The organism is Candidatus Epulonipiscium viviparus (assembly GCF_000171335.1).
GTDB classification, from domain to species: Bacteria; Bacillota; Clostridia; order Lachnospirales; family Cellulosilyticaceae; genus Epulonipiscioides; species Epulonipiscioides viviparus.
Window position 1 is genome coordinate 1 of record NZ_ABEQ01000039.3, and the last position, 17,317, is coordinate 17,317.

Consider the following 17,317-nt stretch of genomic DNA (forward strand, 5'->3'; position numbering starts at 1 on the left):
CAGCCCCTTATCAACCATCTCAAATACCCCAATTTCATTTGTGGATCCAAATCTATTCTTTACAGCTCTCAAGATTCTAAATGCCGCATGTCGCTCTCCTTCAAAATACAGCACCGTATCTACCATATGTTCTAACACTCTGGGCCCTGCAAGTGTTCCTTCTTTTGTTACATGCCCCACAATCAAAATTGTGATATCCTTTCCCTTTGCAATGTTCATCAATGCATGCGTTACCTGTCTTACCTGCGACACGCTTCCTGGTGCCGAACCCACCTCTTCATCATACATGGTTTGGATCGAGTCTATAATCACCAAATCTGGCTTAACGGTTTGTATATGCTCACGAACACTCGCAATGGTTGTTTCGCTCACCAACGATAGRTTACTAGTCGTCACTCGCAGTCTTTCGGCACGCAATTTTATCTGTGTACACGATTCTTCTCCCGAAACATACAACACAGCATTTCCTAACTCTCCCAATGTTTGGCATATTTGTAGCAATAGGGTCGATTTTCCAATTCCTGGATCACCTCCCACCAGCACCAACGACCCCTTCACTATGCCTCCTCCTAGAACTCGATCCAGCTCCGCTATGCCTGTAGTTGTTCTATCTTCCGTAGTTAGCTTTATCTCTGCAAGCTTCATCGGAATATTTTTTGTTCCTCCTGTCTTTCTAACTTCCTCCACATTCTCTTCTACTAGAGAACCCCATTCGTTGCAACTCGGACACTTTCCCATCCACTTTGCAGATTCATATCCGCATGATTGACACACATGCACTTTCTTTAACTTTGCCATAATAATTTAATTTCTCCTTAAACGAAAAAAAGGGTTTRCTGACGGTGCAAAGATGTCAGGTCCCCCTCTTTTACTATATTTTCTAATCGTCTTAATTTGTTGCTTGTTCAGCTGATACACTTTCTAGAAAATTAATAATACCGGTTCCAATTGCTTGTGCCATTTTAGTTTGATACTCATTACTTAGCAACTTCGCTTCTTCTTCAGGGTTGGTAAGAAATCCACATTCTACAATAATTCCTGGCACATTACTCTTCTTCAATATATAATATTCTTCGGAATGCTTAATTTCTCTTATATTATCTGGGTCTGCCATTTCTTTTATGCTATTTTTTACAGATGCTGCAAGATTTTTTCCCAGACTTTCATCGTTAAAATAAAACACTTGTGCACCTTTCGCTTTCTCTTGCGCAAAAGCATTTTGGTGGATGCTCACAACTATTGCAGCGCCACTTTCGTTAATAGTTTTAATCCTTGCTTGCATATCCTCGCGTTTGTGAAATTTATCATCAAAACTATCCAGATCTTTGTCCTCGCTTCTAGTAAGGACGATTTTATATTTGTGCTCTTCTAAAAAGTCTCTCAACTTTAGAGCAATTTTGAGATTTATATCTTTTTCATAATTATTACAAGATCCAACTTTCCCAGGGTCATATCCTCCATGCCCTGGGTCGATTGCAATAACTTCTTTTGGTTCTTCTGGAACTTCGGCTTGTAGCGGCGCATCCAAATTTATATCTATTTCACTCATTGTTGGAACGCTATGAGTATTCAAAATTTTTTCTGCAGTACTAGGTGTTTCTTCTATCGGAACATTTTGCGTAATTGCATCATCGTTCAACTGGAATTTATAAAATCCACAGAATGCCACTAAAAATACTAAGCAAAAAGTAACAAACGTTGTTTTCGTAAAATTCAAAATCTTCTCACCTCAATTTTATTGTCTACACTCACTTGCTCATTTTGGATAATTCTGCCCATACATCGCTAGTTTCCAGTCCCAATTTCCAAGCCGCATAGCCTGCTAAGTCATATTTTTCTATAAGATCTATACGTTTACTAATTGCGTCTTTGTCTTCCAACCAAATTTTGTACAGTTTATTATCTTGTTCAAATTCTGCATAATTCAGTTTTGTCAGATCATCATAAGTAGGCTTTGCTCCTGCATTCTTTATTCTGCTATTGGCTTCGTACATGCTAATTGCTCGGGTTTCCAGAACGTCCCCATTTTCTGCCCATATTCTATTAAAAAACGGAATACCCAAAACCAATTTATCATTTGGTACTTCGTCTAAATTTAGCTTCAATCCTTCTTCGACCCAGTCAATAGAAGCGACTGGCCCTGCTATATCAGATCCCGACCAATGTTCATCGTATGCCATTACAATAAAGTAATCTACAACCTGTGCAATTTTGTCTCTCATATAAAATTTTGACCATTCTGACGGAATATATACATCAACTGATACACAAACTCCGATTTCTCCCAGTTGAGGATATAATTCTCTCATAAATTGAACCCATTCTTCGCTGGTACTTTGAGTAACGTTCTCTATATCTATATTTATGCCATCCAAATTATATTCTAATGAATATTYAACAAGTTGGTCAATCACACGCTGGCGTTTGGTTGTGCTGTTTAATATTTTTGATGTAAATTCTGGATTTGAAAAATTGTGACTTAATAATGCCCACACTTCTATACCTTCTGCCTTTGCGGCTTTAATATATCCATGAGATGCTCTGCTATTTAGATTTCCATTTYCATCTTTAAAGTCAAACCAAGTCGGTGCTAGTACATTCAAATCCTGAATATTATTGTATCTAGGATGATCAAAATTATTGACCGCCAAAACCGTCATTTGATCCCAAGCAAGTCTCACTTTCTCATCCAATAGATCAACTTTATGTGGCTCATAAACCTTTTTATCTTTAGTTTCACTAACGCCTGTGAGTTCTATATATCTTTTTTTTACGTATCCTATAAATCCATTTTCRTCTCTAACTCTATAATAATCAAGAAGCTCCCCATATATTTCTACTTCACTTTTATATACTGCTTCGTCCAAAATAAAGCGTTTTTTGTCTGCATGAGTTCTCACTGCAGCTCCGGTACGCTTTGTGATTTTTCCTAATTGTTTTTCGGTAGATAAATCTTTTGCAATAACCACTCTGCCATCTTCGCCTAATACAAAATCAATCGGAAATCTCTCTTCCAAAAATGTATCTAATATATAACAAATTTCATTTTGCTCAAACAAGAAATCCTCATTTTCTTCRTYTATATTATAACGCGCCACATCATTTAACGTTGTAACTGTTAAAATATCTTCCCTAGGATCATAAAATACTGTGTCATCTACATATTTATTTGCAAATTCACTAGACACAAAAATCTTGCCATTCTTTATGATTGCAGGTTCAAATAAATCTATTCTTGCATCTTCAAAAGTCATATTTGTATATTCCGGCGAAAATTCACCAAAATAAGTAATGGGGTCAATCTTAGTGGTGGCAGGCCTAATCCGTATATAACCCGCCACACCTACTCCAATAACAATCGCCCCAAATGCACCTAATAAAATTTTCTTAAACATTCGGTCCTCCAAATTATTATGTTGTTGCTTTTTTTCTCATTCGCTTTGCAATTTTTCTCATTTCAAACCAAACCGGGCTTGCTATAAATATAGAAGAATACGTTCCAGAAATAACACCTATTACCAATGGAAATGCAAAYTCTCTAACAGATGCAGTACCGCAAATGTTTAACAATGCCACCATTATCAATGTTGTTATCGAAGTATTTATCGAACGTGTCAAAGTTTGGCTGATACTTTTATTTATTACCTCTTCGTCTGARCCACCAATTACTCTTCTATTTTCTCTTATTCTATCAAAAACTATTATTGTATCGTTGATAGAATACCCTATAATTGTAAGAATTGCCGCTATAAACGAATTATTAATAGGCACTCTAAAGACTGCATACACGAATAACATAATCAAAACATCATGGACTAGCGCCACAACTGCTGCAGCTCCAAATTTAAAGTCTTTAAAACGCACCCAAATATATATTAACATCAAAATTGATCCCAACACAATCGCATACATGGCATTTGCTTGAAGCTCTGTACTAATTGTTGGTGATACAGAATCTTCCGCCAAAATAATATTTTCTGTTAGGTTTAATTCTTTCTGTACCTGTTTTACAAATTCTGTTCTCATTGTCGCATCTGTAGTCTTAGTTGTAATCATTATTTGATGCGTATCTGGAACCAACTGAATTACCGCTGAATCATCTCCCAAATATTCTATCACCAGTGGCATAATTTCTGTTTCTACATTAAAATCTGTCATAAGGTCTAAATGCAAAATAGAACCACCACTAAACTCGATATCATAGTTTAACAAACCTCTACCACTAACATAATTTATACCCATAGCCGCAAAGCATATCGCGATCAATATCAAGGAAATTGAAAAAAAGATTTTTCGATTTTGTATATAGTTCATCGCTTTGTTCCTCCATATAACACTGGATTTTGTAATCCTGCTGCAACAAATGATCTAAGCAAAATTCTTGTAACGACAAGAGCTGTAAACATAGAAAGTACGATACCAATACCTAGCGTTGTTGCAAAGCTTTTTATAATTCCAGATCCTAGCATATATAAAACAAACGCCGCTATCAAAGTCGTAACATTCCCATCAACAATTCCACTCAATGCCTTATTAAATCCGCTGTCTACTGCAGAGCGCACTGTTTTTCCAGAATTAATTTCTTCTTTAATTCTTGTAAATATGATAACATTTGCATCCACTGCCATACCAATCGACAAAATAATTCCCGCAATACCTGGCAATGTCAACGTGGCTTCTATCAAACTTAATATAATAACAACCAAAGACACATATAGCGTAAGAGCGATATCTGCAACAATGCCACTCAATCTATATACACAAGCCATAAAGATAAGTACTATAATGAATCCCACTACCGCAGCTTGTAAACTTGAGTTAAATGCGTCCATACCTAGCTTTGCGCCTACRCCACTTGATGATACCGGAATTAACGCAAACGGCAACGAACCAGCTTCTATACGATCTGCTAGCTGAGCTGCTGACTGCTCTGTAAATGATCCCGAAATCACAGACTCACCGTTTCTAATAGCTTCGTTTACTGTTGGCGCACTGATAATTTCTCCATCCAATTTAATTATAATAGGCTTTCCGATGTTTTCTTCAGTAGCTTTTTTAAACGCTTCTGTTCCTATATCATCTAATTTAATTGCAACAACGGCTTCATTTCCCATTCCCATATCAGCGAGTTGAAATACCGCGCTCTTGATATTTTTTCCTTCTAAAACGACATTGCCATTTTCATCTTCGAATGTGAGTAACGCTGTTGCTCCGATGCTGTTAATTGCTTCTTGCGGATCTTCTACTCCAGGAATATTAACACGAATTCGCCTATCACCTTCTATTGCAACTTCTGCTTCAGTATAATTTTCTCTATCGAGTCGAACTTGAATCATCGCAACTGCTGCTGCCATATCTGATGCTTGTGGCGTTTCTCCTTCTACTTCATAAACAATACTAACCCCACCACGCAAGTCTAATCCCAGGTTTATGTGATTATAAGAAAATACATTTCTTTCACCCAATCCAAAATATGCCAGATAGACAGTTATGATAATTGCAAAAACTACGCCTACTATTTTTAAAATAGATTTCATAATTTTTTCAGCAAGGATATCGCTCCTCACTATCCTCTCTTTCTTTTGTAGTTTGCCTTAAATAAAGTATCATTACCTTTTAATTATAAGAGCTTCGTCAAGGTACTATTGTTGTTTGCTTGCAATTAACCCTATTGCATTTTCGAGGCGACTTTTTTGTAGTTGGCAGCCAATCTCATATGTCCCCAATATATTGCCATTGAAGTTGTATGAATTTGCCGCGCACCCTCCACTACAGAAAAATTTTGCAAAACATTTTTTACATTCATCTTTTTGATAAACATTACAAGATCCAAACTCACTTCTGCGATCAAGATTAGTCACTCCGTCCCAAACATTGCCCATCGCAAATTCATCTATACCCACAAACTGATGACACGGATATAGATTTCCTTCTGGCGTCACAGCCAAATACTCTGTTCCAGACCCGCAGCCAGACAAGCGTTTATATACACAGGGACCTCCCGTAAGATCTATATTAAAATGAAAGAAATTAAAAACCTCCCCGTCTTGTTTATATCTTTTCAGCATTTCTTTTGCTAATATTTCATATTCTTGGCACAATAACGCAATATCATCTTCTTTGATCGCATAATCTTTACTTTTAGGTGCAACAACAGGCTCCACAGAAACTTCATTAAACCCCAACTCTGCTATATGCAACACATCCTTTGCAAAATCTAGGTTTTTGTGAGTAAATGTTCCGCGGATATAATATTTTTTGCCACCTCTTTTTTCTACAAGCTTTTTAAATTTTGGTAAAATAATATCGTAGCTGCCCTTGCCATTTGCGGTGGGACGCATCTGATCATTAATTTCTGGCCTTCCATCGAGGCTCAAAACCACATTATCCATATATTCATTGAGAAAATCGATTATCTGATCATTTAATAACACCCCATTAGTAGTAAGAGTAAATCTAAATTTCTTATTTGTTTGTTCTGCACGAGAGTTTGCGTAGTCAACCAATTCACGAACTACCTTAAAATTCATCAGCGGTTCTCCACCAAAAAAATCTACCTCCAAATTAGTACGAACTCCAGAGCTCTCAATCAAAAAGTCAATAGCACGCTTTCCAACTTCAACGCTCATTAGCCCTCTAGGACCATGATACTCCCCTTCTCCTGCAAAGCAATATTTGCAGCCTAAATTGCAGTCATGGGCAACATGAAGACAAAGCGCTTTAACAATTGGCTTTCTATCAAGAAAAGCTGGAATCAAATTTTCGTATGTATCCTCGGTATAAAGAATTTGTTCGGATATTAATTCGTTGATCTCATCTATCGCCTCTCTTATATATTTTTCGTCATAAATCGCTGCATACTTAACCGTAATTTCATCAGCGGTTAATTTTGGTATTTCTAAAACAAGATCATAAACAATATCATCAACAACATGAATTGCGCCACTATTTATATCCATTACAATATTAAGCCCATCAAACTTAAATTTGTGTATCATCAGCTACTCCTTTTAAATATTATTTTCTTAGATTATACTCTAAAACAAATCAAAAATAAAGTYATTTATAGAAAAAACCTTCCGAAGAAGGCGCAACTCAATTATTAGTTTCATGGACAGCTAGCGCGGTGGCCACAATACTAGCTGTCTCACTTCTCAAAATTCTTTTACCCAACGTGACTACCATTGCTCCGAATTTTTCTGCAATAGCAATCTCTTCTGCTGCAAACCCTCCCTCTGGCCCAACAAAAATCCCCAGGCTTGTAAACTGATTTTCTCTTAGCATTTTCTTAAATGTTTGCGTATCTTCTTTTTCATATGGTATTGCAATAGCATCCAGCGCGGCATCAGCAAACTCCATCGCATCAGCAAATTTCATTGGTTCTGCCACCGCGACGGTTATGCCACGCCCCGACTGCTTTGCTGCCGACTCCGCTATTTTGTTCCACCTTTCAACTTTCGAGGCAATCTTCTTCTCAGACTCCAGCTTCACCACGCAATGTTGCGTATATATCGGTATAATCTTCGCGATCCCGATTTCCACTGCTTTTTGAATAACCCATTCCATCTTGTCTCCTTTAATAAGAGGCGCAAACAATACTATATCTACTGCAGGCTCGGTATCTGCCGCAAAGACCTCCACTATATTTGCCGTAATAAAATTTGCCGAAATCTCTGCAACAAAACATTTGTACATTCCGTTTTCTTTATCACCCACAAGCAATTGATCACCTATCTTGGCTCGCATAACATTTTTAATATGATGAAAATTTCTATCTTCTATCACGATCGTCGCATCTTTTATATTAGACTTATCTACAAAATATTTAGGCATTAACATCACGCATTGCCAACGCAACCCATTCATTTTTTTCTGTTACTTCTACAACCTCCCAGCCATGCTTTTCAACTGCCTTCAGCACCGCTGCTTTTTTCGTATCAATAATTCCGGAAGCAATCCACACTCCACCCGGTTTCAACACTTGCCTTACCTGCGCTGCCAATACAATTATCACATCTGCTATTATATTCGAAATGACAATATCTGCCTTTTCCGCAACGACTTCCAGCAAATCTCCTTGCACAACCGCCATATCATCTGCAACACCATTGATCGCGACATTTTCTATAGCAACTTTAACCGACATCGGATCGATATCCACTCCCAAAACTGATGCCCCAAGTTTTGCGGCAACAATTCCGAGAATTCCACTACCAGTGCCTACATCCAGTACTCTATTGCTTTTTTTTAGATATTTTTCTAATAACTGAACACACATCGATGTAGTTTCATGAGTGCCCGAGCCAAATGCCATTCCCGGATCCATTTCTATCACAATTTCATCGCCTGCAACATCATATGCCAACCACGATGGTTTGATCACTATTTTATCTGTAATGTTAAAAGTCTTATAATACTTCTTCCACTCGTTTGCCCATTTTTCTTCTGGAATTTCGCTCACAATAATTTGCGCGGCGCCAACATCCAAAAACTCTTTTATATGTTCTAACTCAGCTGAAATTTTTTCCTTATATTCTTCTATATTTATTCCTTTATTAAAATATGCTTTCACAAAAACTGTATTCATGTCAGCATCTAGTAAACTTTCATCAATAAAATCATACCAAGTTTGGGTCTTGTCCTGATTTATGGCATCTTTGGGATCGCAAATCTCCACTCCGCCCTCCAATGTATCTGCAATAAAATAACTGATCGCTTCCACCGCTGCAGTTGTTGTTTCTATCTTAAATTCTATACAATCCATATGCTATTTCTCCTAACAAAAAAATTACGAGGGAGCCCCATATCTGCCCTCTCGTTTCTCCAAAAATCATTTTTTACTTCATTTCTTAAACAATCTTTCTAACCTTTGCTTAAACTTTGTTTGTTCTGGCTGATGGCTATCCTTTGTATTAGAATCAAACTTTTCGAGCAATTCCTTTTGCGTTGCCGAAAGATTTTTAGGCACCTCTACATACACTTCTACATATTGATCCCCTCGTACCTTTGGATTTCTCAAGCTTGGAATTCCTTTTCCTTGCAGTCTAAACTTGGTTCCCGTCTGAGTTCCTTCCTTAATATCTAGCTTTACATTTCCATCGAGAGTTGGCACCGAAACCTCGGCTCCCAGCGCTGCTTGCTTAAAACTAATCGGCATTCTCATGTTTACACTATTTCCGTCTCGCTTAAATATCTCATGTGCCTTAATATATATTGTCAGCAATAAATCACCGTCTGGTGCCCCAATATCTCCAGCTTCTCCTTTTCCATTTACACGCAAAGTCTGGCCGGTATCAATACCCGGAGGTATGTTCACAGTAACTTTTTTAGATACCTTAACTTTACCTGTTCCACGACAAGTAGTACACTTCTCCTTAATAACCTTACCTTCTCCTCTACAAACGTCACAAGTTGATGTAGTTTGCATATTTCCAAGAATCGTTCTTTGAGTAATTTTGATTTGACCCGTACCATTACACTTCGAGCAAGTTTCCGCATGAGTTCCTGGCTTCGCTTTGCTTCCTTTACAGGTAGGGCAAGTTTCAGAAGTTTGCACTGTAATCTCTTTATCCACTCCAAAAGCAGCTTCCGCAAATGTAATCTGAATTGTTTGCTCGATATCTGCACCAGGTTTTGGCCCACGCCTAGACGAACGCCTACTACCTCCRCCAAATAAGTCTCCAAAAAGATCTTCGAAGTCGAACCCACCACTGCTAAAGCCACTACTACTAAAGCCGCCAAAATCKCCAAAGCCACCAAAACCGCCTCCGCCAGCTCCGCCGCCCGCACCTTGTTCAAACGCGCTATGTCCAAACCTATCATAGGCAGCTTTTTTATCAGAATCACTCAAAACTTCATAYGCTTCTGAAGCTTCCTTAAACTTTGACTCCGCTTCTGCGTTGTCTGGATTAGTATCTGGATGATACTTTTTCGCTACCTTTCTATATGCTTTTTTAATTTCTGCTTCTGTTGAACTTTTATTCACACCAAGCACATCATAATAATCTTTTTTTGTTGCCATACTTCACCACCATTAAATTATTTTTTATTTTAACGCATTAAAAGCCAAAGAGGAGTGCCCTTTGACTTTGTAAAGTTGTTATTCTTCTTTGAAGTCTGCATCGATTACATCATCGTTTGGATTTCCGCTCATATCCGCACCCGCATAATCTTCAGGACCACCTTGTGGCTCGTGTTGCGCATACATTTTTTCTGAGATTGCATAGAAAATCTGAGTGAGCTCGTCTTTTGCAGTTTTAAGTGCCTCAATTTGAGAATCATTTACATTTGCCATGTCAATTGAGTCATTTAATTTTTTAAGTTCTTCAAGTTTCACATCCAGATCTGCCTTATCAGCCGGATCAATTTTATCAGCACTTTCATTAATTACTTTTTCAGTTTGAAAGATCATGCTATCTGCTTCATTTTTCGCATCAATTGCTTCTTTTCGTTTTTTATCTGATTCTGCATTTCTCTCCGCTTCTTCCACAGCTCTGTTGATTTCGTCTTCTGAAAGATTGGTACTTGCAGTAATTGTGATATGCTGTTCTTTTCCTGTTCCTAGATCTTTTGCCGCAACCTTAACAATTCCATTTGCATCGATATCGAATGTTACTTCGATTTGTGGAGTTCCACGACGTGCCGGTAAGATTCCATCTAGTTTAAAGTTACCCAAAGTTTTATTATCATTAGCCATTGGACGCTCGCCCTGAACTACATGAATATCAACGGCTGTTTGATTATCTGCAGCTGTTGAGAACACCTGGCTCTTCTTAGTAGGAATTGTTGTATTTCTTTGAATTAATGGTGTCGCCACGCCTCCTAATGTTTCGATTCCTAGTGTTAGCGGTGTTACATCTAATAGAAGAATGTCTCCCGCACCTGCGTCTCCAGCAAGCTTTCCACCCTGAATTGCCGCACCAATTGCAACGCACTCATCTGGGTTGATTCCTTTAAATGGCTCTTTACCTATAATTTTCTTTACGGCTTCTTGTACTGCTGGGATACGAGTTGACCCACCCACTAGCAAGACTTTGTCAATCTCTGATGCGCTAAGATCCGCATCTTTTAATGCATTTCTTACTGGTCCAATAGTTTTTTCAACAAGATCGTGAGTTAATTCATCAAACTTTGCACGAGAAAGTGTTACATCTAAATTTTGACCTGCAGATGTGATAAACGGTATTAGTACTTGAGTTGTAGTTTTTGTAGAAAGTTCTTTCTTAGCTTGTTCTGCGGCTTCTTTTATACGTTGCATTGCCATTTTGTCGTTAGATAAGTCGGTTCCATTTACTTTTTTAAACTCATCAACTAAATACTTAATTACACGTTGGTCAAAGTCATCTCCACCAAGACGATTGTCTCCGCTTGTTGCCAATACTTCGATAACGCCGTCTCCAATTTCTATAATCGAAACGTCAAAAGTACCGCCTCCCAAATCATAAACCACAATCTTTTGTTCTTGCTCATTTTCTAGGCCATACGCAAGCGCTGCAGCTGTTGGCTCGTTTATAATTCTCTCAACCTCTAGCCCCGCAATTCTGCCGGCATCTTTTGTTGCCTGACGTTGCGCATCTGTAAAATATGCAGGAACAGTAATAACTGCCTTAGTAATTTTTTCACCCAAATGACTCTCTGCATCTGCTTTTAATTTTTGAAGAGTAACAGCTGAAATTTCTTGAGGTGAATAAGCTTTACCATCTATAGTAACTTTGTGGTTTGTTCCCATATAACGTTTGATTGATGCAATTGTTCTGTCGTGATTTGTGATTGCTTGACGCTTTGCCGTATCTCCAACTAGTCTCTCACCATCTTTTGTAAATGCAACAACTGAAGGAGTTGTTCTACCTCCATCTGCATTAACAATAACTACAGGCTTACCACCCTCCATAACTGATACACATGAATTTGTTGTTCCTAAGTCGATTCCGATTATTTTACTCATTATAAATTCCCTCCAAATGTTTTATATGATAAATTATTATTTTCTATTAGTTTACGAGTAGATTATTACCATTTTTTAGTTATAGTATACTTCCAAACTAAAATTTAATTTGCCACTTTAACTAAACTGTGTCTAAGCACTTTATCCTTAAAAGTATAGCCTCTTTGTAATTCTTCTACTATGAAATTTTTAGGCAAGTTCTCATCTTCAACATGAAAAATTGCATTATGATATTTGGGATCAAAYTCTTTTCCTTCAGTTTCAATAACCTTAACCCCAATTTTATCTATGGCTCCAATCAATTGCTTATAAATCATAGAAACGCCATCAAAAAATTCCTTGTCACTACATTCTTGCTTTAAGGCTCTCTCAAAGTTATCAACTGTTCCTAGCAGATCGGTTACTATCGAGCTCACTGCCATATCATAAACAGTAGACTTTTCCTTCTCGGTTCTTTTTCTATAATTATCAAATTCAGCCATTAGACGTTGAAGTCTTTCCAAATTTTGGTCTTTGCTATCAACCACTTCTGCTTCCTCAACCGCCTCTTCAACTTCTGCCTCAATTTCTTCAGCTTCTGTCTCTTCGATCGCTGATTCTACTTGCTCTTCTGCAACTTCTGCAGTCTCTCTTTGCTTCTTCTTCATAAAAATTCCTTCCTATATAAAGTCTTTTCCAAACATCTTTGTAAGTTGAGTCGAAATTTGTTCTAATAAACTTACCACCTGACTATAGTTCATTCGCTTTGGTCCAATTATTCCTATAGAACCCAAAGTACATTCGCCCACTTTATACGTCGTTGTTATAACGCTGCATTCTTTCATAGGCTCCAAGTTGTTTTCTTCTCCAATACTGATATTTACAGTATTAGTAGCGCTTTTTGATAGCAAACTAGTTAGATACGGTTTCTTATCTAATAGCTCCAACAGCTCTCTGGCTTTTTGCATATCATTAAACTCCTGAAACTCCAATATATTTGTAGTTCCTCTAGAAAACACATGACTATAATCTTTTTCAGATAATATTTGAATAACTGTATTTATAATTTTTATAACTAGGGGCTTATACGTTTGGTCTATCATATCAAGATTGCACTGTCGTAAGTTCATTGCAGTCATTCCAACAATGATTTTATTTAAGATTGCTGTTAACTGATTTGCCAATAGGTCCGTTACCTCGATATCCGCTAATATCAACTGATGCTTCAATAAATTTGAATCAGTTATAACGATACACGCAATAGTTTTGGGCTCTAACGGCATAATCTGAACCTTCTTAACAATTGGCTCATTCATAGAAAAAGTGCTCGCAATAGTTGCGTAGTTTGTTGTTAATGCAACTAATTTTGCCGTCTCTTCTATTAAAGAGTCTATATTATTTATTTTGTCGTGCAACATTTTTCCGATAACATTACTAAGCTCGGGGCTCAAGTCCTCCTTGCCCATAAGGCTATCTACATAAAGCCTATATCCTTTATCTGATGGGATACGACCTGCAGAGGCATGAGGTTGAGTTATTAGACCAAGCTCTTCTAAGTCAGACATTTCATTTCTTATCGTTGCTGAACTAAGTTTTAAATCATACTTTTTAGAGAGTGTTCTAGATCCAACTGGTGCGCCTGTTTGTATATAGTCTTGAATAATCGCCTCCAGAATGCGAATCTTTCTTTCCTTCATCCTGTTGCGCCTCCCATCTTTAGTTTTTTGTTAGCACTCATTTGATGCGAGTGCTAACTACATTTGATACTTTATCATACAAAAAACCTCCTGTCAATAGTTTTTTGAAAATTCTTAAAAAAATATTCACTCCAATTCATGGCAAAAAGTCTCGATCCTTTATAAAACCGAGACTCCAAATACATTTTTTAATTTTCTGCTGGTTTAATATCTGCTGTAATCCAAAAACTTTCTGACATCGGCATGGTCACACCTTCTATTTTTGCGTTGCTTGATAAATTACTTTCATAGTATCCATTCACCATCGTTGCCGAATCGTCAATCAATATTTGCTGCAATCTTTGGATTAAAGTTTTTTGATGCATTATATCTATTTCTTCTAACAATGCCTCATATAAAATATCGTACTCATTATTTTGATAACCACTATAATTTATATCGCTCTTGCCATACCAATTTTTTAAAAATCCCACCGGATCTCCTACTGGAACTGTCAGCCAACTATTTATCGCTAAATCAAATTCTCTGTTTGCTACCATGTTCCAGTGCGTATCAGAATCCAATACTCGCAGCTTTACATCTATTCCTATGTCATTTAGATTTGCTGCTACTGCTTCGGCAACTACATCCAAGCTTTTCATCACGTAACTTATATAATCTATGCTTATATTTTCACCATCCAATTCTCTAATCCCATCTCCATCTGTATCTATTATTCCCGCCTCGTCCAATTTTGCTTTTGCCAACTCTACATTAAATGGCGTTTTGTCTATTAATTCGTTATATCCATAATCTAGAGTTAATGGAAGCACTGCACATCCTGCCGTATATACGCCGCCTAATGTTACTTCTGCTATAGTTTCATCATCTACCGCCAGCAAAACTGCTTCTCGTAATGTGTCATTTCCCAACACCCCATCATGGTTTATATACGAAAATGCCGTCCTTGTACTCACTGTTTCTGCCACATTAAAATCTTCAGACTCTCTCAACATTTTCAAATCGTGTGCTGTTGTAATGCTATCTACTATGTCCACATCTTTGGCTTGTAGTGCAAACGATTTTATCGTACTATCTTCCATATAAATTATATTTAGTTTCTCAAACGGCACCTCGCCATTCCAATAATGTTCATTTCTCTCTAATTCCATAGATACGCTTACTTCATTATTCACAACTTTATATGGTCCAGTCCCCACTGGCGCCAGTGCCATATCGCTTTCTGTATCCAAAATTATATAGTTCACGTGTGATAGTACTTTTGTAAGATCTGCATATGGTTGCTTTGTTACTATCGTTACCACATTTGTCGCATCGTCTGCAGCAATGTCTGTATATTCCAAATATTGGCTCGGCTTATTGGTGCCTTTATAATTGCGTTCTTGCTCATATAAATATTCAAAACTTGCCACTACTGCCGCCGCGGTTAACTCTTTCCCATTTGAAAATTTTACTCCATCCCTAATATGAAACTTCCAAACAGTTTTTTCATCATTCACTTCATATGTATCACATAAATATGGCTGTGCATTCATCGTGTCATCAAATCTAAAAAGTCCTTCTCCTATTCCATATCTAGCAGTTCCCCAAGCCGAGTTTGGAGATGCACTAGGGTCCAATGAATTCGAAAAATTACTACACCCCAGCGTCAATGTATCTTTCATTCCTCCGCTACAACCACACAAGCCAACTGCGACTCCTGCGCAAATCAATACTTTCTTAAAATGCTTGTTCAATTTAATTCCTCCCATAGTGTATATTTAGACATCAGTTTATATTATCAGTTTATCATCAAAAAAGCAATACAAATTGCATTTGAGTTGCAAATTCTATGCAATAAAAAAAGCTGCTTCAGTATTATATACCAAAACAGCCTCTTCTCATTAATTAATTTTAAAATCTTCCATCAAAGTTCCCAATATTTTTGACTCAGTTAATAGATCATTACTCAATTGCGATGTAACATCTGCTGATTCTTTTGTTTCTTTGGTACTTGCCGAAATTTGTTTTAGGTCCTTCGTAATAAATTTTAATACTTCATTTTGCGCATTCGAACCTTCTATTAAATCTTCATTTAGCTCTGTTGCTCTAGAAATTTGGTTCAAAATTTGTTTAAATGCTTCCGACGCCGAATGGGCAATCTTGCTTCCAGAAGTCGCGCTTTCTACACAGCTTGTTATCACCTCTTCTATTTCCTTAACCTGAGCCGAGCTTCTAACAGCCAGTTCACGTATATTTTGCGCAACAACTGTAAATCCTTTTCCCGACTCTCCAGCACGCGCCGCCTCTATTGATGCGTTCAACGCAAGCAAGTTGGTTTGCGTCGCAATATTATTGATTACGCTAATAAAACTAGCTACATTCGAAATCGCTGCAACAATCTCTTCCATCCCCTTTAGCAACAATCCTATTTCTTCCATCGCATCTGTCGCCGTAGTCTTTAATTTAACTCCCAGTACATTCGACTCATTGGTAACCTTAATGTTATGCATAATTCGATCGTAGAGATTTCTCATTTGTTCTGCAAAGTTTTTCATGGTATCAGCCTGTGTTGCTGCGCAATTAGTTAAAGTTATCGCCTCTTCAGAAGATACGCCAGCTTTTTCCTCTACCTGCTTAGACGATTGTGAAATTTGTAACAAAGTTGTATTTAGCGTTTCTACAACAATATTAATATTTTCCTTGATTTTATTAAAGTCTCCTTTAAACTCGTTTTTGATTGGTTGCGTCATATCGCCAGACTTCACAGCTTGAAGTGCTTTATCTATTTTTGTAATATACCCAAATAACATTGTAGTCATATTTTTCATAGCATCCGCCAGAGCACCCACTTCATCTTCAGAAGTATATGTAATATCATGATGTAGATTTCCTTGAGCCATTTGCCTAGCCACTTCAGTCATGCTATTAAGAGGATTTACAATCGTTTTAACAGCTGTAAAATAAACTTTCATTGCCGTTGCCGTTGCTACTAAAAATCCCAAAAATAAAAATGCTATTACAGCATTGATCATATTTTTTATACTTATCATTAGATCATCATTTTTACTATGAGTTAATTCTAATATATCTTGCAAGCTTTCAAAAATTTCATTTACAAGAGGAATAACAGTAAGCTTCATGTATTCATAAGTATCTTCTGCACTATAATCTGTCGCAGCAATTATTACATTATTACTAATTTCTTCCAATTCTTGCATTAATCCAAATAACTCATTTTTCATTCTATCATCTAATATAAAAGTCTCATTCATAACATCTTCTTCTAATTCCAATAGGTTCATAAAACTTTCTATGTTTTTTACTTGTTCTGCATCTATGAACGCATCATCTTCTAAAATTATTCTATAATAAGCTTTTTGGATAGCTTCTATATATAAGTAAATGCTTGTTGCAGAATTTTGAGCCGCATATGTAGTGGTCATATAATCATCTATTTCGTTTCTAACAAACTGATATCGGTTAATCGAAAATAAACTCAAAAATCCCATGCCTAAACTTAATACCCATATTATTCTCGACAACTTTTTCTTAATTGGTATGTCTTTAAATGCTTTCATAAACCCTCCCAAAATTGATCCACAAAATTTATTCAATAATACTTAATAATATTTCGATTATAGCATACCTTTATATTTAAAACAATAATATTTTCAAATCCAAATTAATTAGTCTTACTCTATTTTTCTGCACACAA

General features: G+C 36.9%; 14 protein-coding genes. All 14 read right to left on the minus strand.

Annotation, left to right across the window (positions count from 1 at the left end; genetic code table 11):
- On the minus strand, positions 1-798 hold a 798-nt coding region (locus EPU_RS06810), incomplete at its 3' end, for a DUF7125 family protein (RefSeq protein ID WP_029488167.1).
- A 91-nt stretch (positions 799-889) separates the two neighbouring features.
- Positions 890-1,717, minus strand: a complete 828-nt coding sequence (locus EPU_RS11830; protein ID WP_010167936.1) for an N-acetylmuramoyl-L-alanine amidase — start codon at positions 1,715-1,717, stop codon at positions 890-892.
- Positions 1,718-1,748: 31 nt separating this feature from the next.
- Positions 1,749-3,395, minus strand: coding sequence for a glycosyl hydrolase family 18 protein (locus EPU_RS06820; RefSeq protein WP_029488168.1), 1,647 nt, complete (start codon positions 3,393-3,395; stop codon positions 1,749-1,751).
- Between the two features lie 16 nt (positions 3,396-3,411).
- Positions 3,412-4,314 carry a protein translocase subunit SecF gene (gene secF / locus EPU_RS06825; protein ID WP_029488169.1) on the minus strand — a complete coding sequence of 301 codons (903 nt, stop codon included), beginning with the start codon at positions 4,312-4,314 and terminating at the stop codon, positions 3,412-3,414.
- The gene (gene secD, locus EPU_RS06830; protein ID WP_010167941.1) at positions 4,311-5,537 is read right to left on the minus strand and encodes a protein translocase subunit SecD; all 1,227 of its coding nucleotides are present in this window, start codon (positions 5,535-5,537) and stop codon (positions 4,311-4,313) included. The genes secF and secD overlap by 4 nt, the downstream gene beginning before the upstream one ends.
- A 105-nt stretch (positions 5,538-5,642) precedes the next feature.
- Complete coding sequence (gene scfB / locus EPU_RS06835) at positions 5,643-6,998, minus strand: thioether cross-link-forming SCIFF peptide maturase (RefSeq protein ID WP_010167943.1); 1,356 nt, start codon at positions 6,996-6,998, stop codon at positions 5,643-5,645.
- Positions 6,999-7,095: 97 nt separating this feature from the next.
- Positions 7,096-7,866, minus strand: a complete 771-nt coding sequence (locus EPU_RS06840) for an RsmE family RNA methyltransferase (RefSeq protein ID WP_010167944.1) — start codon at positions 7,864-7,866, stop codon at positions 7,096-7,098.
- The gene (gene prmA, locus EPU_RS06845; protein ID WP_010167946.1) at positions 7,826-8,764 is read right to left on the minus strand and encodes a 50S ribosomal protein L11 methyltransferase; all 939 of its coding nucleotides are present in this window, start codon (positions 8,762-8,764) and stop codon (positions 7,826-7,828) included. The genes EPU_RS06840 and prmA overlap by 41 nt, the downstream gene beginning before the upstream one ends.
- Before the next feature lie 78 nt (positions 8,765-8,842).
- A complete protein-coding gene (gene dnaJ, locus EPU_RS06850; protein ID WP_010167948.1) occupies positions 8,843-10,021 on the minus strand; it encodes a molecular chaperone DnaJ in 1,179 nt (392 codons plus the stop codon).
- A gap of 78 nt (positions 10,022-10,099) precedes the next feature.
- Positions 10,100-11,944, minus strand: a complete 1,845-nt coding sequence (dnaK, locus tag EPU_RS06855; RefSeq protein ID WP_010167950.1) for a molecular chaperone DnaK — start codon at positions 11,942-11,944, stop codon at positions 10,100-10,102.
- A 104-nt stretch (positions 11,945-12,048) separates the two neighbouring features.
- Complete coding sequence (grpE, locus tag EPU_RS06860; RefSeq protein ID WP_044149764.1) at positions 12,049-12,591, minus strand: nucleotide exchange factor GrpE; 543 nt, start codon at positions 12,589-12,591, stop codon at positions 12,049-12,051.
- Positions 12,592-12,603: 12 nt separating this feature from the next.
- A complete protein-coding gene (gene hrcA, locus EPU_RS06865) occupies positions 12,604-13,620 on the minus strand; it encodes a heat-inducible transcriptional repressor HrcA (RefSeq protein WP_010167954.1) in 1,017 nt (338 codons plus the stop codon).
- Between the two features lie 188 nt (positions 13,621-13,808).
- The gene (locus tag EPU_RS06870) at positions 13,809-15,356 is read right to left on the minus strand and encodes an ABC transporter substrate-binding protein (RefSeq protein ID WP_010167956.1); all 1,548 of its coding nucleotides are present in this window, start codon (positions 15,354-15,356) and stop codon (positions 13,809-13,811) included.
- A gap of 147 nt (positions 15,357-15,503) precedes the next feature.
- Positions 15,504-17,180, minus strand: a complete 1,677-nt coding sequence (locus tag EPU_RS06875) for a methyl-accepting chemotaxis protein (RefSeq protein ID WP_010167958.1) — start codon at positions 17,178-17,180, stop codon at positions 15,504-15,506.
- Positions 17,181-17,317: the final 137 nt, after the last annotated feature.

Coding starts and splice junctions, on each gene's coding strand:
- EPU_RS06875 (WP_010167958.1), bottom strand. CDS start 17,180: ATGAAAGCATTTAAAGACATACCAATTAAGAAAAAGTTGTCGAGAATA.
- EPU_RS06840 (WP_010167944.1), bottom strand. CDS start 7,866: ATGAATGGGTTGCGTTGGCAATGCGTGATGTTAATGCCTAAATATTTT.
- hrcA (WP_010167954.1), bottom strand. CDS start 13,620: ATGAAGGAAAGAAAGATTCGCATTCTGGAGGCGATTATTCAAGACTAT.
- dnaK (WP_010167950.1), bottom strand. CDS start 11,944: ATGAGTAAAATAATCGGAATCGACTTAGGAACAACAAATTCATGTGTA.
- scfB (WP_010167943.1), bottom strand. CDS start 6,998: ATGATACACAAATTTAAGTTTGATGGGCTTAATATTGTAATGGATATA.
- prmA (WP_010167946.1), bottom strand. CDS start 8,764: ATGGATTGTATAGAATTTAAGATAGAAACAACAACTGCAGCGGTGGAA.